Source organism: Mesorhizobium sp. M0664, from assembly GCF_040320565.1.
Taxonomy (GTDB): Bacteria; Pseudomonadota; Alphaproteobacteria; order Rhizobiales; family Rhizobiaceae; genus Mesorhizobium.
Genome location: NZ_JAMYPW010000016.1, coordinates 56,739 through 78,852 on the forward strand (window position 1 = coordinate 56,739; position 22,114 = coordinate 78,852).

The 22,114-nt window shown below is 62.3% G+C and carries 24 protein-coding genes; 13 read left to right on the top strand and 11 right to left on the bottom strand.

Going from position 1 to position 22,114, the window contains the following annotated elements; translation table 11 throughout:
* Nucleotides 1–152 precede the first annotated feature (152 nt).
* The gene (locus NKI39_RS16735) at nt 153–305 is read left to right on the top strand and encodes a hypothetical protein (RefSeq protein ID WP_352540595.1); all 153 of its coding nucleotides are present in this window, start codon (nt 153–155) and stop codon (nt 303–305) included.
* A 53-nt stretch (nt 306–358) separates the two neighbouring features.
* On the opposite strand, the gene gyrA is transcribed toward NKI39_RS16735, so the two are convergent.
* A complete protein-coding gene (gene gyrA / locus NKI39_RS16740) occupies nt 359–3,163 on the bottom strand; it encodes a DNA gyrase subunit A (RefSeq protein WP_352471697.1) in 2,805 nt (934 codons plus the stop codon).
* Nucleotides 3,164–3,310: 147 nt separating this feature from the next.
* Entirely contained in the window at nt 3,311–4,138 is an 828-nt protein-coding gene (locus NKI39_RS16745) for a helix-turn-helix transcriptional regulator (protein WP_352833095.1), read from the bottom strand.
* 86 nt (nt 4,139–4,224) lie between these two features.
* Here NKI39_RS16745 and NKI39_RS16750 point away from each other — a divergent pair, with 86 nt between their 5' ends.
* Together NKI39_RS16750 and NKI39_RS16755 are read left to right on the top strand one after the other, a co-directional pair.
* Nucleotides 4,225–4,755: a hypothetical protein gene (locus NKI39_RS16750; RefSeq protein WP_352455708.1), complete on the top strand. Its 531-nt coding sequence runs from the start codon at nt 4,225–4,227 to the stop codon at nt 4,753–4,755.
* Between the two features lie 74 nt (nt 4,756–4,829).
* Nucleotides 4,830–5,459: a MarC family protein gene (locus tag NKI39_RS16755; protein WP_352833098.1), complete on the top strand. Its 630-nt coding sequence runs from the start codon at nt 4,830–4,832 to the stop codon at nt 5,457–5,459.
* Between the two features lie 8 nt (nt 5,460–5,467).
* Here the strand turns inward: NKI39_RS16755 and NKI39_RS16760 are convergent, their stop codons facing one another.
* Together NKI39_RS16760 and NKI39_RS16765 are read right to left on the bottom strand one after the other, a co-directional pair.
* Complete coding sequence (locus NKI39_RS16760) at nt 5,468–5,893, bottom strand: OsmC family protein (RefSeq protein WP_352770376.1); 426 nt, start codon at nt 5,891–5,893, stop codon at nt 5,468–5,470.
* 122 nt (nt 5,894–6,015) lie between these two features.
* Nucleotides 6,016–6,528: a single-stranded DNA-binding protein gene (locus NKI39_RS16765; RefSeq protein WP_352448761.1), complete on the bottom strand. Its 513-nt coding sequence runs from the start codon at nt 6,526–6,528 to the stop codon at nt 6,016–6,018.
* 208 nt (nt 6,529–6,736) lie between these two features.
* On the opposite strand from NKI39_RS16765, the gene NKI39_RS16770 reads away from it, so the two are divergent.
* The 9 genes from NKI39_RS16770 (at nt 6,737) to NKI39_RS16810 (ending at nt 14,401) form a co-directional block, all read left to right on the top strand.
* On the top strand, nt 6,737–7,126 hold the full coding sequence (locus NKI39_RS16770; protein WP_352471700.1) for a cupin domain-containing protein: 390 nt from the start codon (nt 6,737–6,739) through the stop codon (nt 7,124–7,126).
* An 82-nt stretch (nt 7,127–7,208) separates the two neighbouring features.
* Nucleotides 7,209–7,523, top strand: a complete 315-nt coding sequence (locus NKI39_RS16775; protein ID WP_352448759.1) for an ArsR/SmtB family transcription factor — start codon at nt 7,209–7,211, stop codon at nt 7,521–7,523.
* Complete coding sequence (locus NKI39_RS16780; RefSeq protein WP_352682875.1) at nt 7,520–8,044, top strand: SRPBCC family protein; 525 nt, start codon at nt 7,520–7,522, stop codon at nt 8,042–8,044. The genes NKI39_RS16775 and NKI39_RS16780 overlap by 4 nt, the downstream gene beginning before the upstream one ends.
* 26 nt (nt 8,045–8,070) lie before the next feature.
* A complete protein-coding gene (locus tag NKI39_RS16785; RefSeq protein ID WP_352455702.1) occupies nt 8,071–8,676 on the top strand; it encodes an ATP-dependent Clp protease proteolytic subunit in 606 nt (201 codons plus the stop codon).
* Entirely contained in the window at nt 8,673–9,071 is a 399-nt protein-coding gene (locus NKI39_RS16790) for a hypothetical protein (RefSeq protein ID WP_352682877.1), read from the top strand. Before NKI39_RS16785 ends, NKI39_RS16790 begins: the two co-directional genes overlap by 4 nt.
* 696 nt (nt 9,072–9,767) lie before the next feature.
* The gene (gene uvrA, locus NKI39_RS16795; RefSeq protein ID WP_352833101.1) at nt 9,768–12,689 is read left to right on the top strand and encodes an excinuclease ABC subunit UvrA; all 2,922 of its coding nucleotides are present in this window, start codon (nt 9,768–9,770) and stop codon (nt 12,687–12,689) included.
* Nucleotides 12,689–13,099: a DUF302 domain-containing protein gene (locus NKI39_RS16800; RefSeq protein WP_352448755.1), complete on the top strand. Its 411-nt coding sequence runs from the start codon at nt 12,689–12,691 to the stop codon at nt 13,097–13,099. Before uvrA ends, NKI39_RS16800 begins: the two co-directional genes overlap by 1 nt.
* Nucleotides 13,096–13,566 carry a GNAT family N-acetyltransferase gene (locus NKI39_RS16805; RefSeq protein WP_352833104.1) on the top strand — a complete coding sequence of 157 codons (471 nt, stop codon included), beginning with the start codon at nt 13,096–13,098 and terminating at the stop codon, nt 13,564–13,566. Before NKI39_RS16800 ends, NKI39_RS16805 begins: the two co-directional genes overlap by 4 nt.
* Before the next feature lie 28 nt (nt 13,567–13,594).
* On the top strand, nt 13,595–14,401 hold the full coding sequence (locus NKI39_RS16810) for a DUF72 domain-containing protein (protein WP_023674858.1): 807 nt from the start codon (nt 13,595–13,597) through the stop codon (nt 14,399–14,401).
* A 45-nt stretch (nt 14,402–14,446) separates the two neighbouring features.
* Here NKI39_RS16810 and NKI39_RS16815 read toward each other — a convergent pair whose 3' ends face one another.
* From NKI39_RS16815 to urtA, 6 genes are all read right to left on the bottom strand, one after another.
* On the bottom strand, nt 14,447–14,647 hold the full coding sequence (locus tag NKI39_RS16815) for a hypothetical protein (RefSeq protein WP_023674857.1): 201 nt from the start codon (nt 14,645–14,647) through the stop codon (nt 14,447–14,449).
* Nucleotides 14,648–14,858: 211 nt separating this feature from the next.
* On the bottom strand, nt 14,859–15,554 hold the full coding sequence (gene urtE / locus NKI39_RS16820; protein WP_126041867.1) for an urea ABC transporter ATP-binding subunit UrtE: 696 nt from the start codon (nt 15,552–15,554) through the stop codon (nt 14,859–14,861).
* A gap of 70 nt (nt 15,555–15,624) precedes the next feature.
* Nucleotides 15,625–16,371, bottom strand: a complete 747-nt coding sequence (urtD, locus tag NKI39_RS16825) for an urea ABC transporter ATP-binding protein UrtD (RefSeq protein ID WP_023674855.1) — start codon at nt 16,369–16,371, stop codon at nt 15,625–15,627.
* Between the two features lie 7 nt (nt 16,372–16,378).
* The gene (gene urtC / locus NKI39_RS16830; protein WP_352455696.1) at nt 16,379–17,611 is read right to left on the bottom strand and encodes an urea ABC transporter permease subunit UrtC; all 1,233 of its coding nucleotides are present in this window, start codon (nt 17,609–17,611) and stop codon (nt 16,379–16,381) included.
* The gene (gene urtB / locus NKI39_RS16835; protein WP_352816657.1) at nt 17,608–19,224 is read right to left on the bottom strand and encodes an urea ABC transporter permease subunit UrtB; all 1,617 of its coding nucleotides are present in this window, start codon (nt 19,222–19,224) and stop codon (nt 17,608–17,610) included. Before urtB ends, urtC begins: the two co-directional genes overlap by 4 nt.
* 100 nt (nt 19,225–19,324) lie before the next feature.
* Complete coding sequence (gene urtA / locus NKI39_RS16840) at nt 19,325–20,635, bottom strand: urea ABC transporter substrate-binding protein (RefSeq protein WP_352455694.1); 1,311 nt, start codon at nt 20,633–20,635, stop codon at nt 19,325–19,327.
* A 301-nt stretch (nt 20,636–20,936) separates the two neighbouring features.
* On the opposite strand from urtA, the gene NKI39_RS16845 reads away from it, so the two are divergent.
* The gene (locus NKI39_RS16845; RefSeq protein WP_352502497.1) at nt 20,937–21,332 is read left to right on the top strand and encodes a hypothetical protein; all 396 of its coding nucleotides are present in this window, start codon (nt 20,937–20,939) and stop codon (nt 21,330–21,332) included.
* A gap of 42 nt (nt 21,333–21,374) precedes the next feature.
* On the opposite strand, the gene NKI39_RS16850 is transcribed toward NKI39_RS16845, so the two are convergent.
* Entirely contained in the window at nt 21,375–22,085 is a 711-nt protein-coding gene (locus tag NKI39_RS16850; RefSeq protein WP_352502496.1) for a purine-nucleoside phosphorylase, read from the bottom strand.
* Nucleotides 22,086–22,114: the final 29 nt, after the last annotated feature.

A 22,114-nucleotide genomic window follows, 5' to 3' on the forward strand; every position in this document is an offset into this window, starting at 1 on the left:
TCGCCAGCCCGCGCCGTGAACCTTTTGGCCGACGTGAACGACAGATGAATGTGCCGCTCACAACAGCTTCACGCAGTGTTCACTAAGTTGCAGCTGCAGGAGATGAAACCAAACACCCATCTAATCGTTGTTAGGCGCAGGAGAACACGCACATGCTGATCTACATGCTCGCCACCGCAATGACCGTCGCCATGCTGATCGCCACCGTATTCGGGTTGCATCAGGAAGCACAGCGCGTCCGCGCCAAGGCCAACACCAAGCGGTTCGAAGGCTTCGGCAACCGCAGGCCTTATCGCCGCTTCTAGATTGCGGGTGTCTTCACACGCCGGCCCACAGGGCTGGCGTCGTCGTGCCAAACTCACTCGACGGAAGTATCGGGCTCCCTACCATCGGCATCGGCAACAGCGCCGCTTTCAGCATTCTCTTCGATCTCTTCATCCGCTTGCGGTTCTGAAATTCGCTCCACCGAAACGACCTTCTCGCCCTCTGCGGTATTGAAGATGGTAACGCCCTTGGTGGCGCGGCTGGCGAAACGAATGCCGTTGACCGGAACGCGGATAACGGTGCCGCCATCCGAAACCAGCATGATCTGATCGTCATTGCCGACCGGGAAGGTCGCCACCAGGCGGCCGATTTCGGCCGTTTTCGAGACGTCGGTGGCGCGAATACCCTTGCCGCCACGGCCGGTCAGGCGGAAATCGTAGGACGATGAACGCTTGCCGTAGCCATATTCCGTCACCGTCAACACGAACTGCTCGTGCGCCTTGAGGAACTCATAGCGGTCGTCGGAAAGCTCCGCCTCTTCGCCGACCTCTTCATTGGTGAGCTGGATTTCTTCCTCCTCGCCGGCCGCGATGTCAGCAGCGAGCCGGCGTTCGGCCACCACCCGCTTGAGGTAGGCGGCACGTTCCGCCGGCGGCGCATCGACATGCTCGATCACCGCCATCGAGATCACCCGGTCGCCATCGGCCATCGCAATGCCGCGCACGCCGACCGAATTGCGGCTCTGGAAGACGCGTACGTCGCTGACCGGAAAGCGGATGCACTGGCCGGAACTTGCCGTCAAAAGCACGTCGTCATTGTCGGTGCAGGTCTCGACGCCGAGGATCTCGTCGCCTTCCTCGTCCAGCTTCATGGCGATCTTGCCGTTGCGGTTGACCTGGACGAAGTCCGACAGCTTGTTGCGACGCACGGTACCGCGCGTGGTGGCAAACATGACGTCGAGCTCGCCCCAACTCGTCTCATCCTCCGGCAGCGGCATGATCGTGGTGATGCGCTCGCCCTGTTCGAGCGGCAGCATATTGATCAGCGCCTTGCCGCGCGATTGTGGGTTGCCGATCGGCAGGCGCCAGACCTTTTCCTTGTAGACGATACCGCGCGAGGAGAAGAACAGCACCGGCGTGTGCGTGTTGGCGACGAACAGCCGGGTGACGAAATCCTCTTCTTTGGTCGACATGCCGGAGCGGCCCTTGCCGCCGCGGCGCTGCGCCCGGTAGAGCGACAGCGGCACGCGCTTGATGTAGCCGGAATGGCTGACCGTGACGACCATGTCCTCGCGCTGGATCAGGTCCTCGTCTTCCATGTCCGCCCCGCCCTCGGCGAGCTCGGTACGGCGCGGCGTGCCGAACTCGTCGCGAACGGCGATGAGCTCGTCCTTGACGATCTGCTGGACGCGGGCGCGGGACGAGAGGATGTCCAGGTAGTCCTTGATCTCGTCGCCGATCGTGTTCAGCTCGTCGGCGATCTCGTCGCGGCCGAGCGCGGTCAGGCGCTGCAGGCGCAGTTCGAGGATGGCGCGCGCCTGCTCCTCGGAGAGATTGTAGGTGCCATCCTCGTTGATGCGATGGCGCGGATCGTCGATCAGAAGAATCAGCGATTCCACGTCGCCCGAAGGCCAGCGCCGCTCCATCAACTGCTCGCGCGCCGTCTGCGGGTCCGGAGCGCTGCGGATCAGCTTGATGACTTCATCGATGTTGGCAACAGCGATGGCAAGGCCGACCAGCACATGGGCGCGGTCGCGCGCCTTGCGCAGCAGGAATTTCGTGCGCCGGCTGATCACCTCCTCACGGAAGGCGACGAACGCCTTCAGCATGTCGGTCAGAGTCAGCAATTCCGGCTTGCCGCCGTTCAGTGCCACCATGTTGGCGCCGAAGGACGTCTGCAGCGGGGTGAAGCGGTAAAGCTGGTTGAGAATGACATCGGCGACGGCATCGCGCTTCAGTTCGATGACGACGCGGTAGCCCTGGCGGTCGCTCTCGTCGCGAATGTCGGAAATGCCTTCGATGCGCTTGTCGCGCACCAGCTCGGCCATCTTCTCGATCATCGACGCCTTGTTCACCTGATAGGGAACCTCGGTGATGACGATCGATTCACGATCGTTGCCGCGCGCCTCGACGTTGACGCGGCCGCGCATGACGATGGAGCCGCGGCCGGTCGAATAGGCGCTGTAGATGCCGGAGCGGCCAAGCACGATGCCGCCGGTCGGGAAATCCGGTCCCGGAATAATCTCCATCAGCGCCGGAAGGTCGATCGCCGGATTATCGATGAGGGCAATGGCGCCGTTGCAGACCTCGCCCAGATTGTGCGGCGGGATGTTGGTGGCCATGCCGACGGCGATACCGCCGGAGCCGTTGACCAACAGGTTCGGAAAGCGCGCCGGCAGGACTTTCGGTTCGCTGCCCGACGCGTCGTAAGTGTCCTGGAAATCGACGGTGTCCTTGTCGATGTCTTCCAGCAACTCATGCGCGACCTTGGTCAGCCGCGATTCCGTGTAGCGCATCGCCGCCGGCGGATCGCCGTCGATCGAGCCGAAATTGCCCTGCCCGTCGATCAGCGGCACGCGCAGCGACCAATCCTGCGCCATGCGCACCAAAGCGTCGTAGATAGAGGCGTCGCCATGCGGATGGTATTTACCCATCACGTCGGCGACCGGGCGTGCCGATTTCACATATTTGCGGTTCCAGTGATAGCCGCTCTCATAGGCGGCGTAGAGGATGCGGCGATGCACCGGCTTGAGGCCATCGCGCACGTCCGGCAATGCGCGGCTGACGATCACGCTCATGGCGTAGTCGAGATAGGAGCGCTGCATCTCCTCGATGATGGATATCGGCTCGATGCCGGTGGGGCCGCCGTCGGCGCCGCGCGGTGTCTTTTGGTCGGTCAAATCGGATCACAATCTAATCAGGAATCACTTGGTGCTTATATAGGAAGCCAGCCTGAAACTCCAACAATCGCGGCAGTTTTCCAGTGTGGTTTTTAGCGGCAAATTCAAAAGGATAAACCAATTGCGACGATATGGCCGTGTACCCTTTCACGGGCGTCGCCGGCGGGCGCGATAAGTACCCGGCGCCTCGCCCATCAGCCGCCGGAAACGGCGATTGAAGGTTGATAGATCGTTGAATCCCGCCGAAAAGGCAATCGCCGAAATCGTCTGATCCGACGTCCGCAGCCGCACGGCTGCCCTGTGCAGCCGCGCTCTCAGCAGGAATTGGTAGGGCGTCATACCGGCAACGTGCCGGAAGGTGCGCAGGAAATGGTAAGGGCTGGTGGCGGTCTCGTCGGCGAGTTCGGCAAGCGAGATCGGCCGGTCGGCATCGACTTCGATGCGCCGCACCGCTTCGGCGACACGCTTCTGGTCACGGCGGCTCGGCGTCCGTCCCCGATCCGTAGCGCTGCAAGCCGCTGTTACCGCGGCACCGGCAATGCGCAGGGCGAGTTCCTCGAACGCGCCGGTGTCGGCCGTCTCGCGCGCCGCCTCCGCTTCGGCAAGCAGCGACATCAGCGCCGGCAAGGGCGGCAGGCGCGGCGTGCCGAAATCGAGCGTCTTCGTGCCCGGCACGTCGGCGACGATCCGCTCCATATAGGCCGGCCCGAAATGGAAGGAGAGGCAGCGGTCGCCGGCGCCATGCTCGTGACCGCATTCATAGCATGTGCCGGGATTGCCGAGCAGGAGCGCGCCCGGCGCCAGCATCGCCGTGCCCTCGCGCGCACGATAGCGGAAGGTGCCGTTGGTTACGGCGGCAACGCAGAAATCCCGATGCTCCTCCTCGAATGGCCTGTCGGCGGCGCTGGCGGTGCAGATGACATCCGACACCTGCCAGCCTCGGCCCGACGCCAGCCTGTACGCGCTCGTCGTCATCGCCGAAACATAGCAACTTTTCCCAAGCGCAGAACCCCTGTCGGCCTCTATGCTTGCCGGTCTCCTGACAAGATGAGAGCGAAGCCATGTCCAATTCCTTTGCCAAGGCCCTGCACAGCGATGGGCCCGTACCGGCCCTTGCCGAGAAACTGAATCTTTATGGCCGCTTCGTCGGCGCCTGGACGTTCGACGCCACGCGCCATCTCGAGGACGGTCAGGTGCTGACCGGGCGCGGCGAAGTGCATTTCGGCTGGGTGCTCGAAGGCCGCGCGATCCAGGACGTATGGATCCTGCCTGCCCGTGACGCCGGCCCCTCGCCCTCGCTCGGCAAATGGACCTTCTATGGCACGACGTTGCGCGTCTACGATCCCGGCGTTGACGCCTGGCACATCTTCTGGAGCGATCCGCGCAATCAGTACTACAGCCGCCAGCTCGGCCGTGCGGAGGGCGATACCATCATCCAGCAAGGCGCAGACGGCACCGGATCTGCTGTGCGCTGGAGCTTTTCGCGCATCACCGAAAATTCGTTCCGCTGGCTGGGCGAACGCTCACAGGACGACGGCGCTACCTGGCGTCTTGAAGTCGAGTTTCTGGCGCGCCGGGCCGTCAGCCCCTGATCCGCACGGTTTCCACTGGCTCCGCTTTGCTCTACCAATCCCGTTATCCGGCTTTGCCGGCGGGGAGGGTCAGCATGCCGAGCTTCGACAGCCTGTTCAACGCCTTCGTCACCATGCTGGTGACGATCGATCCGCCCGGCCTGGCGCCGCTCTTCCTCGCCGTGACCCGCGGCATGAACCGCGAGGAGCGCAACCAGGTCTCCGTGCGCGCCTCGGTCATCGCCTTCCTGGTAATGGCGTTGTTCGCAATCGCCGGCGCGTCGATCCTGTCAGTCTTCGGCATCACTCTGCCGGCGTTCCGCGTCGCCGGCGGCTTTCTGCTGTTCTTCATCGCCTTCGAAATGGTGTTCGAGCGCCGGCAGGACCGCAAGGAGAAGATCGGCGACGTCGCCATCACCAGGGACATGATCCACAACATCGCCGCCTTTCCGCTGGCGATCCCGCTCATTGCCGGTCCCGGCGCGATTTCGGCGACCGTCCTGCTCTCAAGCTCGTTTCAGGGTTTGGGCGCGCAGACAGCCCTTGTCGGCATCATCGCCATCTGCCTCGTCATCACCTACCTGGTGTTCGTGCTGTCAGAGCGCATCGACCGTATCCTCGGCCAAACCGGCCGTTCGATCCTGACAAGGCTGCTCGGCGTCATCCTGGCGGCGCTCGCCGTACAGTTCGTCGCCGACGGCATCAAGGCGCTGATGGCGACGTAGGAACAGCCCTACTTCGCTGTCGTTTCAATGACTTCGAAGTCGTGGGTAATCTCGGCAGTCTTGGCCATCATTGCCGAGGCCGAGCAGTATTTCTCGATCGAAAGCCCGATCGCCCGCTTCACCTTGGCGTGTGATAGCGCCCGGCCCTTGACGACAAAATGCATGTGAATGCGGGTGAACACCCTGGGATCGGCTTCTGCACGGTCGGCATCGAGTTCGACCACGCAATCTTCGACCGCCTCGCGCCCCTTTTCGAGGATATGGACCACGTCATAGGCCGAGCAGCCGCCAGTGCCGATCAGCACCAGTTCCATTGGGCTCGGCCCCGGCGTCTTGCCCTCCGGCCCGAACGCAGTGCCTAGCACCAGCTTGTGCCCATTGGCGGACTCGCCAACGAAAGTGCGCTCCTCGACCCATTTGACCCTTGCCTTCACCTGATACGTCCTTTCACCGCTCAAACGCACAACGTCCCGAAAATCCAAGACAGATTTTCGGGACGCCATTTCGTGGCCAAGGTGCCGGCGCTTTTCGCCGCAAGGGCAGTCCGCCCGAGAAATCAGAACGGGATTTCGTCGTCCAGCTCGCGCGACGAACCACCGCCGCCGCCCTTGTTGGCGCCACCGCGATTGAAACTTTCGCCCGGGCCGGACTGGCCGAAATCGGAACCGCGGCTCGCACCACCACCGGCATAGTTGCCGACCTGGCCGCCGCCCTCGCCCCGCGCATCGAGCATCTGCAGCTCGCCGCGGAATTTCTGCAACACGATTTCGGTCGTATAGCGGTCATTGCCGGTCTGGTCCTGCCATTTGCGCGTCTGCAGCTGGCCCTCGACATAGACCTTCATGCCCTTCTTCAGATACTGCTCGGCCACCTTGGCGATCTGGTCGTTGAAGATCACGACATTGTGCCACTCGGTCTTTTCCTTGCGCTCTCCGGACGTCTTGTCGCGCCAGCTTTCCGACGTCGCGATGCGGATGTTGACGACCGGGTCACCCGAATTCAGGCGGCGGATTTCAGGGTCCGCCCCGAGGTTGCCCACCAGAATGACCTTGTTGACGCTACCCGCCATGATACTTCTCCGCGCTCATCCGAAACCGAATTTTTGTCGCCGCACCTTACAGGCTATGGACAATCCCTGCCTGCCGTCGCTGCCTTTTCCCACAAGGTTTTTGTTCTCTTTTCGTTCTATAGGAGAGGCCCTGCACTGTCAATAGTTGTCAGTAAGAAGTAGTGTCTTGGCGTCGAATTTCCACAGACCATGGGATCGAGGCGAACGCATGAAGATGGTTGCGCATAACGATCAGCCGCAAGAAGAGTGGCGGACGGGAGTAAAGACCCGCATGCATGTCTCTGCCCGCAACGGCGCAACTCAACTTTGCATGTTTGAACAATGGGTCGAACCCACCGTTGGCGCCCCGACACATTGGCACCCGGTCGAGGAAGTACTTACCGTCATCGCTGGCAGGGCCGAGATGTGGATCGACGAAGAGCATCTCGTCTTGACTGCCGGACAGTCGCTTGTTGTCGCCGCGTACAGGCAACATGGCTTCCGAAACGTCGGCTCCGAATTGCTTCATATTCATGCTGTGCTCGCGTCACCAGTTTTCGAGGCGACGTTCAACGGATCCCCCGACATGGTGAGACGCTGGCTTCCAGCGAGTTTGTAAAACCTCGCCTGTCTTAAAAAATACCGCCTGTCTTAAAAAACACGGCTTGCCAAACCGATAAGTATTGACTTATGCTTTCGGCATGATCGAAGCAGACATTTTTCGGGCACTAGCGGATCCAACGCGTCGCGCCGTCTATGAGCGGCTCGCCGACGGCGAGATGACGGTGTCGGAACTGCGCACTGGCATACCGGTATCGCAGCCGGCGGTATCGCAACATCTCGCAGTGCTGCGCGGCGCCGGCCTCGTGGTCGAGCGCCGGGCCGGTCGCAACGCCTATTACCGCGTCGATCCGAAGGGGCTTGCGCCACTGCTCGGCTGGATCGAACGCTACCGTGCGTTCTGGCCAGAGCGCATCGAAAGGCTCAAGACGGTTTTGAAGGACATGGACCAATGACCAACCGAGGCAAAGAACGCGCCGAAATGGCCGCAGACAAGATCGAGTTCGAGTGCGAGCTGCCCGAACCGCCGGAACAGGTGTGGCGGGCGCTGACGGTGCCGGACCTGCTCGCGGCCTGGATGATGCCGAACGACATCAAGCCCGAAATCGGCAACCGCTTTGCCTTTAAAGCGCCGAATGCGCCGATCGAGTGCGAAATCCTCGACGCGGATCCCGGACGGCTGCTGCGCTATTCCTGGCGGGAGCGGCCGGCGCCCGGCGATACGCAGGTGCCGCCCGGCAATCCCCTGGACAGCGCAATGAACGACAGCCCAGTGGACAGCATCGTCACCTTTACGCTCGACCGCACCGTTTCCGGCGGCACGCATCTGCGCATCGTCCATGATGGTTTTGCTCGGGCAGCAGTGCCGGAGATCGCGATGGCAGGCGCCGGTTGCCGGCTTTCCTTTGACGCGCACACTCCCAGGCACAAGCAGATCGCCGCAAACACCCCGCGCCTCTTCCTGCGCGCGGCCTGAACGACAACAGTCAACGGAGACAACCGATGAGCGGCCTTGCCAATCTGGTGCCGATGGTGATCGAGCAGTCGAGCCGCGGCGAACGTGCCTTCGACATATTTTCGCGGCTGCTGCGCGAGCGCATCGTCTTCATCAACGGCCCGATCGATGACGGCACCTCAGCGCTGGTCTGCGCCCAGCTTCTGTCGTTGGAATCCGACAATCCCGACAAGGAGGTCTCGCTCTACATCAACTCGCCGGGCGGCGTGGTGACCAGCGGTTTCGCGATCTACGATACGATGCAGTATATCAGTTGCCCGGTCTCCACGGTTTGTATGGGCTTCGCCGCCTCGATGGCCTCGTTCCTTTTGATGGCCGGCACACCGGGGCGGCGCATCGCGCTACCCAACACCAGCATCGTGCTGCATCAGCCTCTCGGCGGTTTCCAGGGCCAGGCCTCCGATATCCAGCGCCATGCCGAGGGCATCCTTCGCACCAAGCGGCGCATGACCGATCTTTACGCCCGCCATTGCGGCCGCACCTACGAAGAAGTGGAACGCACGCTCGACCGCGACTTTTTCATGACCGCGCAGGAGGCCAAGGATTGGGGCCTCGTCGACCATGTTTTCGACACTCGCAAGCAGGCCGCATGAACGAGCCGGGCCGGCGGACGGAACTGAGGCGATTGAGCGCCCGCAATTTCAGCGCCATCGGTCTGGTCTTGCCGCTATCGCGGCACTATAGTCCGGCGATGACCGCCAGCCGCTCATCCAGCCTGTTATGCCTTGCCATCGCTACCGTTGCCGGCACGAACATGCTGGTGGGTATGGCACTTGCCCAAGATAATTCGACGTCTTCGCAAAAGCGCGCTCTGCCCGGTGTGACCAGCGATTATCGCATCGCCGAGCCAGCGCCGCGGCCTGAGCCTGACGATATGGCTCTAGGCAGCGGCAACGGCACCTTCAAGATTGGCGATACCGACGTTCGGATTTCCGGTAGCATCACCATTGATGTCGCTACCGGCGGGATCAGGCCCTCCAGCCGCTAAGTTCGCCTGGTGTGAACCACAAATATTGCGCTTCAAACGAACAGCCCCGCCATTGCTTTGCAACTGACGGGGCTTTCTTGGATCTGAAATCCAAATTGCCGGGAGTGTACTGCCGGCTTTTTATTTCGGATGCTTCGCGGCGTTCAGCCGACGATCCGACTAGCAGTCTCTGATTGTTGTGGGGATCGGCAGGTCAACGTGGGCAGGTAGCGCTAAACGCCTGACCTGGCTACTTATACCTGCCGCGGCTCCAGCGACACGTGGAGCCTCAAGGAACAATCCGGTGGAGTCATGCCTCTGCTCTCCTTCTGTTCGTTGCGACTGTCGTCGAAGCGCTCATCGCATAACCCGCGGCGTCTCGCAGGCTAGCCCCAGGCCGCGAGGCCATCGAAAGACGGCCGGCTTCGTTGACAATTGGATTCTGCCCCCATGACGCGGGGACGTCAACCTTGAATAGCCGGGTTGCCGAAAAATGTGATCGCGAGACGCTTTGTGAAGCCGGCTGCGCGGGCAGCTTTTGTCAGGAGCGTGTTCGGCCTTTGTTCTTTCCGCTTGCCCGTTCGCGCGAAAGGCGGTTAAACGCTTTGGTCGGGAGTTGTGGCGTCTCTCGAAAAGGCGGCGAAATTACCTACATAGGGGGTGGTCGGGAAAACCCGCCCATCCCGCGAATTCCAGATTCTGAGGCGGCGACCGGCGATGGCCGACCATAAATATCTCTCCATTCGCGGGGCACGCGAACACAATCTGAAGAATGTCGATCTCGACCTGCCGCGTGACAGCCTGATCGTCATGACCGGCCTGTCGGGGTCGGGCAAGTCGTCGCTTGCCTTCGACACCATCTACGCCGAGGGCCAGCGCCGCTATGTCGAGAGCCTTTCGGCCTATGCACGGCAATTCCTCGAAATGATGCAGAAGCCGGACGTCGACCAGATCGACGGCCTGTCGCCGGCCATCTCCATCGAGCAGAAGACCACCTCGAAAAACCCTCGTTCGACGGTCGGCACCGTCACCGAGATCTACGATTATATGCGGCTTTTGTTCGCCCGCGTCGGTGTACCCTATTCGCCGGCCACCGGCCTGCCGATCGAGAGCCAGACGGTCTCGCAGATGGTCGACCGGGTGCTTGCTGTCGAGGAAGGCACCCGGCTGTTCATTCTGGCGCCGATGGTGCGCGGCCGCAAAGGCGAGTACCGCAAGGAACTGCTGGAGCTGCAGAAGAAGGGTTTTCAGCGCGTCAAGGTCGATGGCGTCTTCTATGAGATCGCCGACGTGCCGGCGCTGGACAAGAAGTACAAGCACGACATCGACGTCGTCGTCGACCGCATCGTCGTGCGCGGCGATCTGGCGACGCGGCTCGCCGATTCCATCGAGACCGCGCTGAAGCTGGCCGACGGGCTGGCGGTGGCGGAATTTGCCGACAAGCCGCTCGACGCCAGCCAGACCGGCGAGGATTCGGTCAACAAATCGAAGAACGAGACGCATGAACGCATGCTGTTCTCGGAAAAGTTCGCCTGCCCGGTGTCCGGCTTCACCATTCCCGAGATCGAGCCCAGGCTGTTCTCCTTCAACAATCCGTTCGGCGCCTGCCCGACCTGCGACGGGCTCGGCAGCCAACGCGCCATCGACGCCAGCCTGGTCGTGCCCGACGAGAATGTCTCGCTGCGCGCCGGCGCCGTCAGCCCGTGGGCGAAGTCGACCTCGCCCTATTATGCGCAGACGCTGGAAGCGCTGGGCATTGCCTATGGCTTCAAGCTCGGCGACAAGTTCAAGGATTTGAGCGAGGAGGCAAGGCAAGCCGTCCTGCACGGCACCGGCGAGCGCGAAATCACCTTCCATTATGATGACGGTCTGCGCTCCTACAAAACGACGAAAACCTTCGAGGGCGTCATCCCCAATCTCGAGCGCCGCTGGAAGGAAACCGAATCCGCCTGGATGCGCGAGGAGATCGAGCGCTTCATGTCGGCCACGCCCTGCCCGGCCTGCCGCGGCTATCGGCTGAAGCCCGAGGCGCTCGCGGTCAAGATCGCCGGCAAGCACATTGGCGAGGTCACCGAGCTGTCCATCCGCAAGGCCGACCAGTGGTTCACCGATCTGCCCGCTTCGCTCAACGACAAGCAGAACGAGATTGCGGTGCGCGTGCTCAAGGAAATCCGGGAGCGGCTGCGCTTCCTCAACGATGTCGGTCTCGACTATTTGACGCTGTCGCGCAACTCCGGCACGCTTTCAGGCGGTGAGAGCCAGCGCATCCGTCTGGCGTCGCAGATCGGCTCCGGCCTGACCGGCGTACTTTACGTGCTGGACGAGCCGTCGATCGGTCTGCACCAGCGCGACAACGCCCGCCTGCTCGACACGCTGAAGCATCTGCGCGACATCGGCAACACGGTCATCGTCGTCGAGCATGACGAGGACGCCATCCTGCATGCCGACTACGTCGTCGATATCGGCCCGGCGGCCGGCATCCATGGCGGCCACATCATCGCCCAGGGCACGCCGCAGCAGATCATGGCGACGCCCGCTTCGATCACCGGCAAATACCTGTCGGGCGAGCTCGAAGTGGCGACGCCGGCAGCGCGGCGTGAGGCCAAGAAGAACCGCCGGCTGAAGGTCGTCGGCGCGCGCGGCAACAACCTGAAGAACGTCACCGCCGAAATCCCGCTCGGCACGTTTACCGCCGTCACCGGCGTATCCGGCGGCGGCAAGTCGACCTTCCTGATCGAGACCCTGTTCAAGGCGGCGTCGCGCCGCATCATGGGCTCGCGCGAGCATCCGGCCGAGCACGACCGCATCGAGGGGTTGGAATTCCTCGACAAGGTCATCGACATCGACCAGTCGCCGATCGGGCGCACCCCGCGCTCCAACCCCGCCACCTATACCGGCGCCTTCACGCCGATCCGCGACTGGTTCGCCGGCCTGCCGGAGGCCAAGGCGCGCGGCTACCAGCCGGGCCGCTTCTCGTTCAACGTCAAGGGCGGCCGCTGCGAGGCTTGCCAGGGCGACGGCGTCATCAAGATCGAGATGCATTTCCTGCCCGACGTCTATGTCACCTGCGACGTCTGCCACGGCAAGCGCTACAACCGCGAGACGCTCGACGTCCTGTTCAAGGGCAAATCAATCGCCGACGTTCTCGACATGACGGTCGAGGAAGGCGTCGATTTCTTCGCCGCCGTGCCCGGCGTGCGCGACAAGCTGGAGACGCTGAAACGGGTCGGCCTCGGCTACATCCATGTTGGCCAGCAGGCAACGACTTTGTCGGGCGGCGAGGCGCAGCGCATCAAGCTTGCCAAGGAACTGTCGCGCAAGGCGACCGGCAAGACGCTCTACATTCTCGATGAGCCAACCACCGGCCTGCATTTCCACGACGTCGCCAAGCTGCTTGAAGTGCTGCACGAGCTGGTCGACCAGGGCAACACGGTCGTCGTCATCGAGCACAATCTAGAGGTGATCAAGACCGCTGACTGGGTGCTCGATCTTGGCCCCGAAGGTGGCGACGGCGGCGGCGAGCTGGTAGCGTCCGGCACGCCGGAGGACATCGTCCGCGAAAAACGCAGCTATACCGGCCAGTTCTTGAGGGAATTGCTGGAGCGGCGCCCCGGAGGCAAGCGCGAAGCGGCGGAGTGATGGCAAAGAACGGTCTCATCACGGTCCAAAGCCGCTTCGGCGTGGCCGAGACGATCGATCGCCTGGTCGGGACTGTGGAAGGTGCAGGATTGCTGGTCTTCGCCCGCATTGACCACGCCGCCGGTGCGCGCAGTGTCGAAGCTTCCCTGCGTCCGACCCAGCTTCTGATTTTTGGCAACCCGAAAGGCGGGACGCCGCTGATGCAGGACCGGCAGCTTGCCGGCATCGATCTGCCGGTCAAGGCACTGGCTTGGGAGGATAAGCAAGGCAAGGTCTGGCTCTCCTACAATGACGCGCACTGGCTCGCTGAGCGCCACGGCTTGGGCGACGCCAGTCGCAATGCCGTCGCCGCGATAGCGGCCGGCATGGACAAGGTGATTGCGGCCGCTGCCGGCGCGGGCCAGTTTTGATCATGAGAGCCGCTCGGGCCGATGATCTCCCCACGGTGATCTCGCTCACCACCGACGCCTACGCGCCCTACACTGCCCTGCTCGGCGCACCGCCGATCCCTGTCACCGAGGACTACGCGCCGCGCATAGAACGCGGCGAGGTCTGGCTTTCGGAGCAGGACGGACAGCCGGCCGGCTTGATCGTTCTCGAACGACATGCGGACCATACAATGATCTTCAGCGTCGCCGTTGCGCCCGCCTTTCAGGGCAAGGGTTTCGGCATCGGGCTGCTCGACTGGGCCGAGCAACAGACGCGCCTGTGGAGCTTGCCGGAAATCCGACTCTACACCAATGCCAGAATGGAACGGAACGTTTCGTTGTATAAGGCCTACGGCTTTCGCGAAACGGGTCGCCGGCCCAATCCATATCGGCCAGGATGGACGGTCGTCGACATGGCGAAAGCCGTCGAGACGACCGCCATCGCGTGATCCTTTTCTGCAAACCGGGAGGACGACCATGACTCAATCAGGAACAATCCGCGCCGGCATGGGCGGCTGGACCTTCGAGCCGTGGGACACGTCCTTCTACCCGGACAAATTGTCGAAGGCCAAGCAACTGCATTATGCCAGCCGGCAGGTGCTCACTATCGAGGTCAACGGCACCTATTATTCGAGCTTCAAGGAGCCGACCTTCGTCAAATGGGCCAACGAGGCGCCGGATGGTTTCGTCTATTCGCTGAAGGGCAACCGCTTCGTCACCAACCGCCGCGTGCTCGGCGAGGCCGGGGAATCGATCATGCGCTTCCTCGGGTCGGGCGTCGCGGCACTTGGCGACAAGCTCGGGCCGATCCTGTGGCAGTTCGCGCCGACCAAGAAATTCGACCCGGACGATTTCGAGGCCTTCCTCAAGCTGTTGCCGGAAAAGCAGGACGGCGTTGCGCTGCGCCACGCGGTCGAGGTGCGCAACGACAGCTTCATCGTGCCGGAGTTCGCCGCCTTGGCGCGAAAGCACAAGGCCGCCATCGTCTATGCCGACCACGCCAAATATCCGGGGATTGCCGACGTTACCGGCGATTTCATCTATGCGCGGCTGCAGACCGGCAGCGACGACAATCCCGATTGCTATACGCCAAAGGCGCTCGACGAATGGGCGGCGCGCGCAAAAACCTGGGCGGAAGGCAAGGTGCCGGCCGACCTGTCGCGCGCCGATCCTTCAACCGACGCGCCGGTCAAGCCACGCGATGTGTTCGTCTACTTCATCACCGAGGGCAAGGTCCGCGCTCCATTCGGCGCCATCGCGCTGATGAAGCGGGTCGCAGGCTGACGCCCCGCTGTCGGTGGTCCGCCTGGCTTGGTCCTAAACTACCGGCTATGCGGCGCGTTCGTCCGGACGCCGATCAACCCTGACGATCTCGTTAAAGGCATCGAGATCGACATAGAAGACCTTGGTGATCTCCGCGATGAGTTCGTCGTGGTCATACCCCTGCGATTTCAGAATGTTGATGGCTGTCAGGATGTCGACGCGCTCCGTGAGCCGTCGTTTCTGGTAGTCCTCGACATAGCGCTCCATTGACTGGCCCTGGCTCCCAAGCACCCGAAATGTTGGACGACAACAGATCGCTGGAAGGGCTTGCGCGCAAGCGTGCGGACGCAGCCGCGCCTTCCCCTGATCTGCCAAGTTGAAACTGCTACGGAAAGCGGCCGACTCACCAAGGCCAAGCAAAATCTAGCACGCAATCTGCAGCGCGCCAGAGTTGCAAAGTAATGGAATCAATAAGAATTCAGACAGTCAGGAATTTGCGGACGTCCGCCCGGTCGAGATCCTCGGCGGGGCCGGTATGGACGATCTGACCGCGGTCCATGATGTTGACCTCGTCGGCCAATTCCCGGCAGAAGTCGAGATATTGTTCGACCAGAAGCACGGCGATACCGGCCTGGTCGCGCAGATAGCGGATGGCGCGGCCGATGTCCTTGATGATCGACGGCTGGATGCCTTCGGTCGGCTCGTCGAGCACCAGCAGCTTCGGCCGCATCACCAGCGCCCTGCCGATGGCAAGCTGCTGCTGCTGGCCGCCGGAAAGATCGCCGCCGCGGCGCGCGAGCATCTGCTTCAGCACCGGAAACAATTCGAAGACGTGACCGGGAATGTTGCGATCGGCGCGCTTCAACGGCGCAAAACCCGATTCGAGGTTTTCCCGCACCGTAAGCAGCGGAAATATCTCCCTGCCCTGCGGCACGAATGCGATGCCCGACCGGGCGCGATCATACGCCGCGCTCCGGTCGAGCGCCTTCCCCTCGAAGGCAACGCTTCCGCTCGTCAGCCGGTGATGGCCGACGATCGATCTCATCAAACTGGTCTTGCCGACGCCGTTGCGGCCGAGCACGCAGGTGATCTTGCCGGCGCCGGCCTTCAGCGAGACGCCGCGCAGCGCCTGGGCAGCGCCGTAGTGCAGCGTGGCATTGGAGACTTCGAGCATGGTCAGCGCTTTCTCCAACGCGTGAAGAACGAAAGGTCGAAATGATGGAACGGAACGCGCCAGACCATGTTCATCTCCCCAGATAGACTTCGACGACGCGCTCGTCGGCCGAAACGAAGTCGAGGCTGCCCTCGGAAAGCACCGAGCCTTCGTGCAGGCAGGTAACCTTGACGCCGAGCTCGCGCACGAAATGCATGTCGTGCTCGACGACGATGACCGAATGGTCGCGCGCGATATCCCTGAGCAGCCGCGCGGTTTCCTCGGTCTCGGCGTCGGTCATGCCGGCAACCGGTTCGTCGACCAGCAGCAGCTTCGGATCCTGCGCCAGAAGCATGCCGATCTCGAGCCATTGCTTTTGGCCGTGGCTCAGATTGGCGGCGAGTTCGTCACGCTTGTCGCCAAGCCGGATGATGCCGAGGATGTCGTCGATCTGCCGCACGTCCGCGGCCGAGCGACGATGGAACAGTGCCGGGAAGATCGAGCGCGGGCCTTTCAGCGCCAGCATCAGATTGTCCTCGATCGTGTGGCTTTCGAAGACGGTCGGCTTCTGGAATTTACGGCCGATGCCCATCATGGCGATTTCGGCCTCGTCGTGTTTGGTTAGGTCGACCTCACCGTTGAAGAAAACTTCACCCGCGTCGGGCCGCGTCTTGCCGGTGACGATGTCCATCATCGTCGTCTTTCCGGCGCCGTTGGGGCCGATGATCGCCCGCATCTCGCCCTTGTCGAGCACCAGCGAAAGGTTGTTGATGGCGCGAAACCCGTCGAAGGAAACCGACACGCCGTCGAGATAGAGGATGGTGTTGCTCTTCGACATCAGGCCATCACTCCGCCGGCTGCGGTTCGGCGCCGGAGGCCGACCAGTCGCCCGGCCTTCTCGCCGCCGAGCGGTCGGTTTTCGGCGGCACCGGCGCATCGGGATCGATGCCGACTTCCTCGGCAACCGAGGCCGCCCGCAGCGCCTTGGCGTTGCCGCGCCAGGAATCCCACATGCCGATGATGCCCTTGGGCAGGAACAGCGTGACGGCGACAAACAGTCCGCCCAGCGCAAACAGCCAGAATTCCGGCAGCACGCCGGTGAACCAGGATTTACCGGCATTGACCAGAAGCGCGCCGATGATCGGCCCGACGATGGTGCCGCGCCCGCCGACGGCCGCCCACACCACCACCTCGATCGAATTGGACGGCTCGAATTCGCCAGGGTTGATGATGCCGACCTGCGGCACGTAAAGCGCACCGGCGATGCCGGCCATCACCGCCGACACGGTGAAGGCGAACAGTTTGACGTTCTCCGCCCGCCAGCCGAGAAAGCGCGTGCGGCTCTCGGCATCGCGCACCGCCATTAAAAGCTTGCCGTACTTGGAACCGACGATTGCCCAGGTGACGAAGACGGCAAACGCCAGCATGACGGCGCTGGCCGCGAACAGCGCCGACCGCGTCATGTCGGCCTGCACGTTGAACCCTAGAATGTCCTTGAAATCAGTCAGGCCGTTATTGCCGCCGAAACCCATGTCGTTGCGGAAAAACGCAAGCAGCAGCGCATAGGTCATCGCCTGGGTGATGATCGACAGGTAGACGCCGGTGACGCGGCTGCGGAAGGCAAACCAGCCGAAGACGAAGGCGAGCAGGCCGGGCACCGCAAGCACCATGATCGCGGCAAACCAGAAATGGTCGAAACCATACCAGAACCATGGCAATTCCTTGTAGTTAAGGAACACCATGAAATCCGGCAGCAGCGGATTGCCGTAGACGCCGCGCGAGCCGATCTGGCGCATCAGATACATGCCCATCGCATAGCCGCCGAGTGCGAAGAAGGCGCCGTGGCCGAGCGAGAGGATGCCGCAATAGCCCCAGACGAGATCGAGCGCCAAGGCGAGCAGTGCGTAGCAGAGGTATTTGCCGGTGAGCGCGACGATATAGGACGGCACGTAAAACGCACTTGTCGGCGAGACCGCAAGATTGAGCAGCGGCACGACGATTGCAACCGCCAGCAGGATGAAGATGGTGATGGCGACGCGGCGGTCGGCGCCGGCGGCAAAGAAGCGTCCCGTGATCATGCTTCCACCGACCGGCCCTTTAGCGCGAACAGACCGCGCGGCCGTTTCTGGATGAACAGGATGATCAGCACCAGGACGACGATCTTGCCGAGCACTGCTCCGGCATAAGGTTCGAGGAACTTGTTGACGATGCCGAGCGAGAAAGCGCCGACCAGCGTGCCCCAAAGATTGCCGACACCGCCGAAAACGACGACCATGAAGCTGTCGATGATGTAGCCGCGGCCGAGATTGGGCGAGACGTTGTCGATCTGGCTGAGCGCGACACCGGCGATGCCGGCAATGCCGGAGCCGAGTGCAAACGTCAGGGCGTCCACCCACGGCGTCCTGATGCCCATCGAGGCAGCCATGCGGCGATTGGCGGTGACGGCACGCATCTGCAGCCCCCAGGGCGTGCGTTTCATCACGTAGAGCAGCACCGCGAACACGCCGAGCGCGAATACCAGGATCCAGAGTCGGTTCCAGGTCACGGCAAGCTGGCCGATATTGAACGAGCCGGACATCCAGGACGGGTTGCCTACCTCCTGGTTGGTCGGTCCGAACATGGTGCGTACGGCCTGCTGCAGGATCAGCGACACACCCCATGTCGCCAGCAGGGTTTCCAGCGGCCGACCGTAGAGGTAGCGGATCAGCCCGCGCTCGATGACAAGGCCGACGAGCGCCGCCACCAGGAAGGCCAGCGGCAGGGCGATGACCAGCGACCAGTCGAACAGGCCGGGAAAGGAATTGCGGATAACCTCCTGCACGACGAAGGTCGTGTAGGCGCCGAGCATGACCATCTCGCCATGCGCCATGTTGATGACGCCCATGACGCCGAAAGTGATGGCAAGGCCAATCGCCGCCAGCAGCAGCACCGATCCAAGCGATATGCCATACCAGATATTCTGGCCGGCATCCCACAGCGCCAGCGTCGAATTGATGTTGGCGATCGCAGCCGTCGCCGCGTCCTTCACCGCACCTTCGGAACTGGCCTCTACCGACGTGAGCAGCGACACCGCATCGCGGTCGCCGCGCGCACCGATGAGCGCGATCGCGCCCAGTTTGTCGGTCTCCGGCCTGTCGGAAACGAGAATCGACGCGGCGCGGGCCTGTTCTAGCAGCGCCTTGACGCTTGCCACGCTCTCATTTGCGATCGCGGTGTCGAGCGGCTCGATGTTTGCCGCGTCCGGCGTCTTGAACATTGTGTCGGCGGCGGCAATGCGCACGGCCGGATCCTTGGAGCCAAGCGTCAGTGTGCCCAGCGCGTCGCGGATAACGCGGCGCAGCGTGTTGTTGACCTTGATCTTGGTGATGTCGGCCTTGGCAGCTTCGCCCGATCTTTCGCCGGTAAGCGCATCGAGCAGCTCGATGCCGTCGCCGCTCTCCTTGCCGACAAAGACCAGTGAATCGGCCTTGCGCACGTAAAGGCTGCCCTCCGCAAGCGCGGCAAGCGGCCGTTCTACGGCCGGATCGCCGGAAGCCGCAAGCTCCCGCACCACGGCTTCTATCGCCGGAAAATTGGCGGCGGTAGCGAATTTGGCGATGACCACGCGCAGATCTGCTTCGCTGGCGTTCGACGGCAGCAGCATCCCCAGGAGAAGGAGCAGCATCAGGCCAATCGCGCGGATCAGGATCATTGGTTTCTGGTGGCTCTTGAAGATTGAATGTCGCCTCCGGGCAGGCTGGAGGAGGAGCCTGCCCGGAGGCTTGCGGGTCTGGGAGGACAGACCGGGAGGATCAGTTGGTTCCCTTGCCGCCGCATTTGCCGGTGGCAACGTTGAAGTTGCCGCAGGACAGAGGCGCGCGCCAATCGGAGATCAGGTCCTTGGAGTCAGGCAGATAGTCGGACCACTCGTCGCCCATCACCAGGCCGGGCGTCTGCGAGACGGTTTCGAACTGGCCGTCGGCCTGGATTTCGCCGATCAGCACCGGCTTGGTGATGTGATGGTTCGGCATCATCGTCGAATAACCGCCGGTCAGGTTCGGCACCGAGACGCCGACCATGGCGTCGATGACCTTGTCCGGATCGGTGGTGCCGGCCTTCTCGACCGCCTTCACCCACATGTTGAAGCCGATATAATGGGCTTCCATCGGGTCGTTGGTGGTGCGCTTGTCGTTCTTGATGAATTTGTGCCAGTCGGCGATGAACTTCGCGTTCTCGGGCGTGTCGACGCTCTCGAAATAGTTCCAGGCGGCGAGATGGCCGACCAGCGGCGCAGTGTCCAGACCGGCAAGCTCTTCCTCGCCGACCGAGAAGGCCATGACCGGGATGTCCTCGGCCTTGATGCCCTGGTTGCCGAGCTCCTTGTAGAACGGCACGTTGGCGTCGCCATTGACGGTCGAGACCACGGCGGTCTTCTTGCCGGCCGAGCCGAACTTCTTGATCGCCGAAACTTCGGTCTGCCAGTCGGAGAAGCCGAACGGCGTGTAGTTGACCATGATGTCTTCCGCAGCGACGCCCTTGGCCTTCAGATAGGCCTCGAGGATTTTGTTGGTGGTGCGCGGGTAGACGTAGTCGGTGCCTTCGAGAACCCAGCGCTTCACCGAACCGCCGTCCTCGCTCATCAGATAGTCGACCGCGGGAATGGCTTGCTGGTTCGGCGCCGCACCGGTGTAGAACACGTTGCGTTCGCTCTCCTCGCCCTCATACTGGACGGGATAGAAAAGGATGTTGTCGAGTTCGCTGAACACCGGCAGCACCGATTTGCGCGACACCGAGGTCCAGCAGCCGAACACCGCCGCGACCTTGTCCTTGGAGATCAGCTCGCGCGCCTTTTCGGCGAACAGCGGCCAGTTGGAAGCCGGATCGACGACCACCGCCTCGAGCTTCTTGCCGAGCAGGCCACCCTTGGCATTCTGCTCTTCGATGAGCATCAGCATGGCGTCCTTCAGCGTCGTCTCCGAGATCGCCATGGTTCCCGACAGCGAATGGAGGATGCCGACCTTGATGGTGTCGTCGGCCGCCTTGGCGGGAACGCTCATCAGCAGGCCGGCGGTGACCACGCCGGCCGAAAACATTTTTGTTATTGTCGAGAAACTGCCCCTCATACTTTTAAACTCCCAAGCTGGTTAACTGCATCGGAACAGACCATGCAACGGCTGTGCCAATCACCGGCGAAAGATCGGAGGGTTTGAGATTTCCCAGCCCTGTCAGTCGGTTAATGTATTAGCCGCAGGAGATGAACCTCGCCTGCCAGGTTTGAAATGAGAAAAGATCACTCGTATCAGCCTAAGTTTTACTCATATACAGGCCAATGCCCGAATTTTGAGCAGCATCATATGAGCGCTGGCGAGGATTGCAGCGCCGCAGCGAAATGGGGCAAGTTCGAACCCTTAAACGAGCGACGCCATGGCCTTCCGAACGTCTTGCATTTTCATCACCATGCTTCTGCTGGCGACGACGACCGTAGCGCGCGCCGGCTTCAGCGACGGCAAGCTGCCGGACGGCTCCTATCATTGCGAAGTCTATCTGCTGGGCATGTTCCTCAGCCTCGGCGACATTACCATCAAGGGAAACGTCTATAGCGGTCCGGTTAGCTTCGGCACCGCGCCGCAGAGTTATAACTACCAGATGGATGCAGACGGGGTGATTACCTGGCTGGGTCCGCTGGGCGGCTACACCAGCGGTGGCAACTCGATCTCGCTTACGCAAGCGACGCTGGAAAGCGGAACCACCCCGTCCTTCGACATCATCATGAAGCAGCCAGACGGCGCCTTTACCGCCTCGACCTGCACGAAGCGTTGAAAAGGAACCTGGCGAGGTTCCGTACTCCGAAGTAGAAGCCGCCTAGCTCTCCGCTGCCATGTCGAGCGCCAGCCGGGTCATATCGGTGAAAAGCCCCTGGCGTTCGGAATAGTCGGTCTGCTCGCCGGTTGCCACATTGTCGACGACGGTCAGGATGGACAGCGCCCGGGCGCCGAAATCGGCCGCAATGCGGTAGAGTGCGCTGGTTTCCATATCCACGGCGAGCGCCCCCTGTGCCTGTGCTTCGGCAAAGCGTTCGCGCCCCAGCGGATGATAAAAAATATCGCTGCAGATCGTCAGTCCGGCCCGATGGTCGATGCCGAGTTCCGAAGCGCGGGCCAACGCCTGGGCCAACAATGCAGGATCGGGGCCGGCATCGGCACGATAGAGACCAAAAACCTGGCCGCTCTCCGCATTTTCGCCGCGCACCGATTGTGCGATCACCAGGCTGCGCAGCGCCATCTCGGCGGTCAGGCCACCGCAGGTGCCGGTGCGGATCAACGTTTTCGCACCGTAGAAGTCCAGCAGCTCGTGCACGTAGACCAGGAATGACGGGACGCCGATGCCGGTGGACTGGATGCTGACAGGCTTGCCGCGAAACAACCCGGTAAAGCCGAGCGCGCCGCGGCGGCGGTTGACGCAGCGCGGCGCTTCCAGAAAGGTCTCCGCCATCCATTCAGCGCGCTGCGGGTCGCCCGGCAGCAGCACCGTGCTTGCGTAGTCGCCTTTGCTAGCCTCGTTGTGTGGCGTCACGGCATGCTTTCCAAAACCCGTCGCCCGTT

Excerpts from the sequence above, each read along its gene's own strand:
- NKI39_RS16755 (WP_352833098.1), top strand. The coding sequence starts at position 4,830 with ATGCCGAGCTTCGACAGCCTGTTCAACGCCTTCGTCACCATGCTGGTG.
- urtC (WP_352455696.1), bottom strand. The coding sequence starts at position 17,611 with ATGATCACGGGACGCTTCTTTGCCGCCGGCGCCGACCGCCGCGTCGCC.
- NKI39_RS16765 (WP_352448761.1), bottom strand. The coding sequence starts at position 6,528 with ATGGCGGGTAGCGTCAACAAGGTCATTCTGGTGGGCAACCTCGGGGCG.
- NKI39_RS16800 (WP_352448755.1), top strand. The coding sequence starts at position 12,689 with ATGGCAAAGAACGGTCTCATCACGGTCCAAAGCCGCTTCGGCGTGGCC.
- NKI39_RS16770 (WP_352471700.1), top strand. The coding sequence starts at position 6,737 with ATGAAGATGGTTGCGCATAACGATCAGCCGCAAGAAGAGTGGCGGACG.
- NKI39_RS16785 (WP_352455702.1), top strand. The coding sequence starts at position 8,071 with ATGAGCGGCCTTGCCAATCTGGTGCCGATGGTGATCGAGCAGTCGAGC.
- NKI39_RS16780 (WP_352682875.1), top strand. The coding sequence starts at position 7,520 with ATGACCAACCGAGGCAAAGAACGCGCCGAAATGGCCGCAGACAAGATC.
- NKI39_RS16775 (WP_352448759.1), top strand. The coding sequence starts at position 7,209 with ATGATCGAAGCAGACATTTTTCGGGCACTAGCGGATCCAACGCGTCGC.
- NKI39_RS16810 (WP_023674858.1), top strand. The coding sequence starts at position 13,595 with ATGACTCAATCAGGAACAATCCGCGCCGGCATGGGCGGCTGGACCTTC.
- NKI39_RS16845 (WP_352502497.1), top strand. The coding sequence starts at position 20,937 with ATGGCCTTCCGAACGTCTTGCATTTTCATCACCATGCTTCTGCTGGCG.
- urtB (WP_352816657.1), bottom strand. The coding sequence starts at position 19,224 with ATGATCCTGATCCGCGCGATTGGCCTGATGCTGCTCCTTCTCCTGGGG.
- NKI39_RS16790 (WP_352682877.1), top strand. The coding sequence starts at position 8,673 with ATGAACGAGCCGGGCCGGCGGACGGAACTGAGGCGATTGAGCGCCCGC.
- NKI39_RS16815 (WP_023674857.1), bottom strand. The coding sequence starts at position 14,647 with ATGGAGCGCTATGTCGAGGACTACCAGAAACGACGGCTCACGGAGCGC.
- NKI39_RS16750 (WP_352455708.1), top strand. The coding sequence starts at position 4,225 with ATGTCCAATTCCTTTGCCAAGGCCCTGCACAGCGATGGGCCCGTACCG.
- urtE (WP_126041867.1), bottom strand. The coding sequence starts at position 15,554 with ATGCTCGAAGTCTCCAATGCCACGCTGCACTACGGCGCTGCCCAGGCG.
- NKI39_RS16735 (WP_352540595.1), top strand. The coding sequence starts at position 153 with ATGCTGATCTACATGCTCGCCACCGCAATGACCGTCGCCATGCTGATC.
- NKI39_RS16745 (WP_352833095.1), bottom strand. The coding sequence starts at position 4,138 with ATGACGACGAGCGCGTACAGGCTGGCGTCGGGCCGAGGCTGGCAGGTG.
- uvrA (WP_352833101.1), top strand. The coding sequence starts at position 9,768 with ATGGCCGACCATAAATATCTCTCCATTCGCGGGGCACGCGAACACAAT.
- urtD (WP_023674855.1), bottom strand. The coding sequence starts at position 16,371 with ATGTCGAAGAGCAACACCATCCTCTATCTCGACGGCGTGTCGGTTTCC.
- urtA (WP_352455694.1), bottom strand. The coding sequence starts at position 20,635 with ATGAGGGGCAGTTTCTCGACAATAACAAAAATGTTTTCGGCCGGCGTG.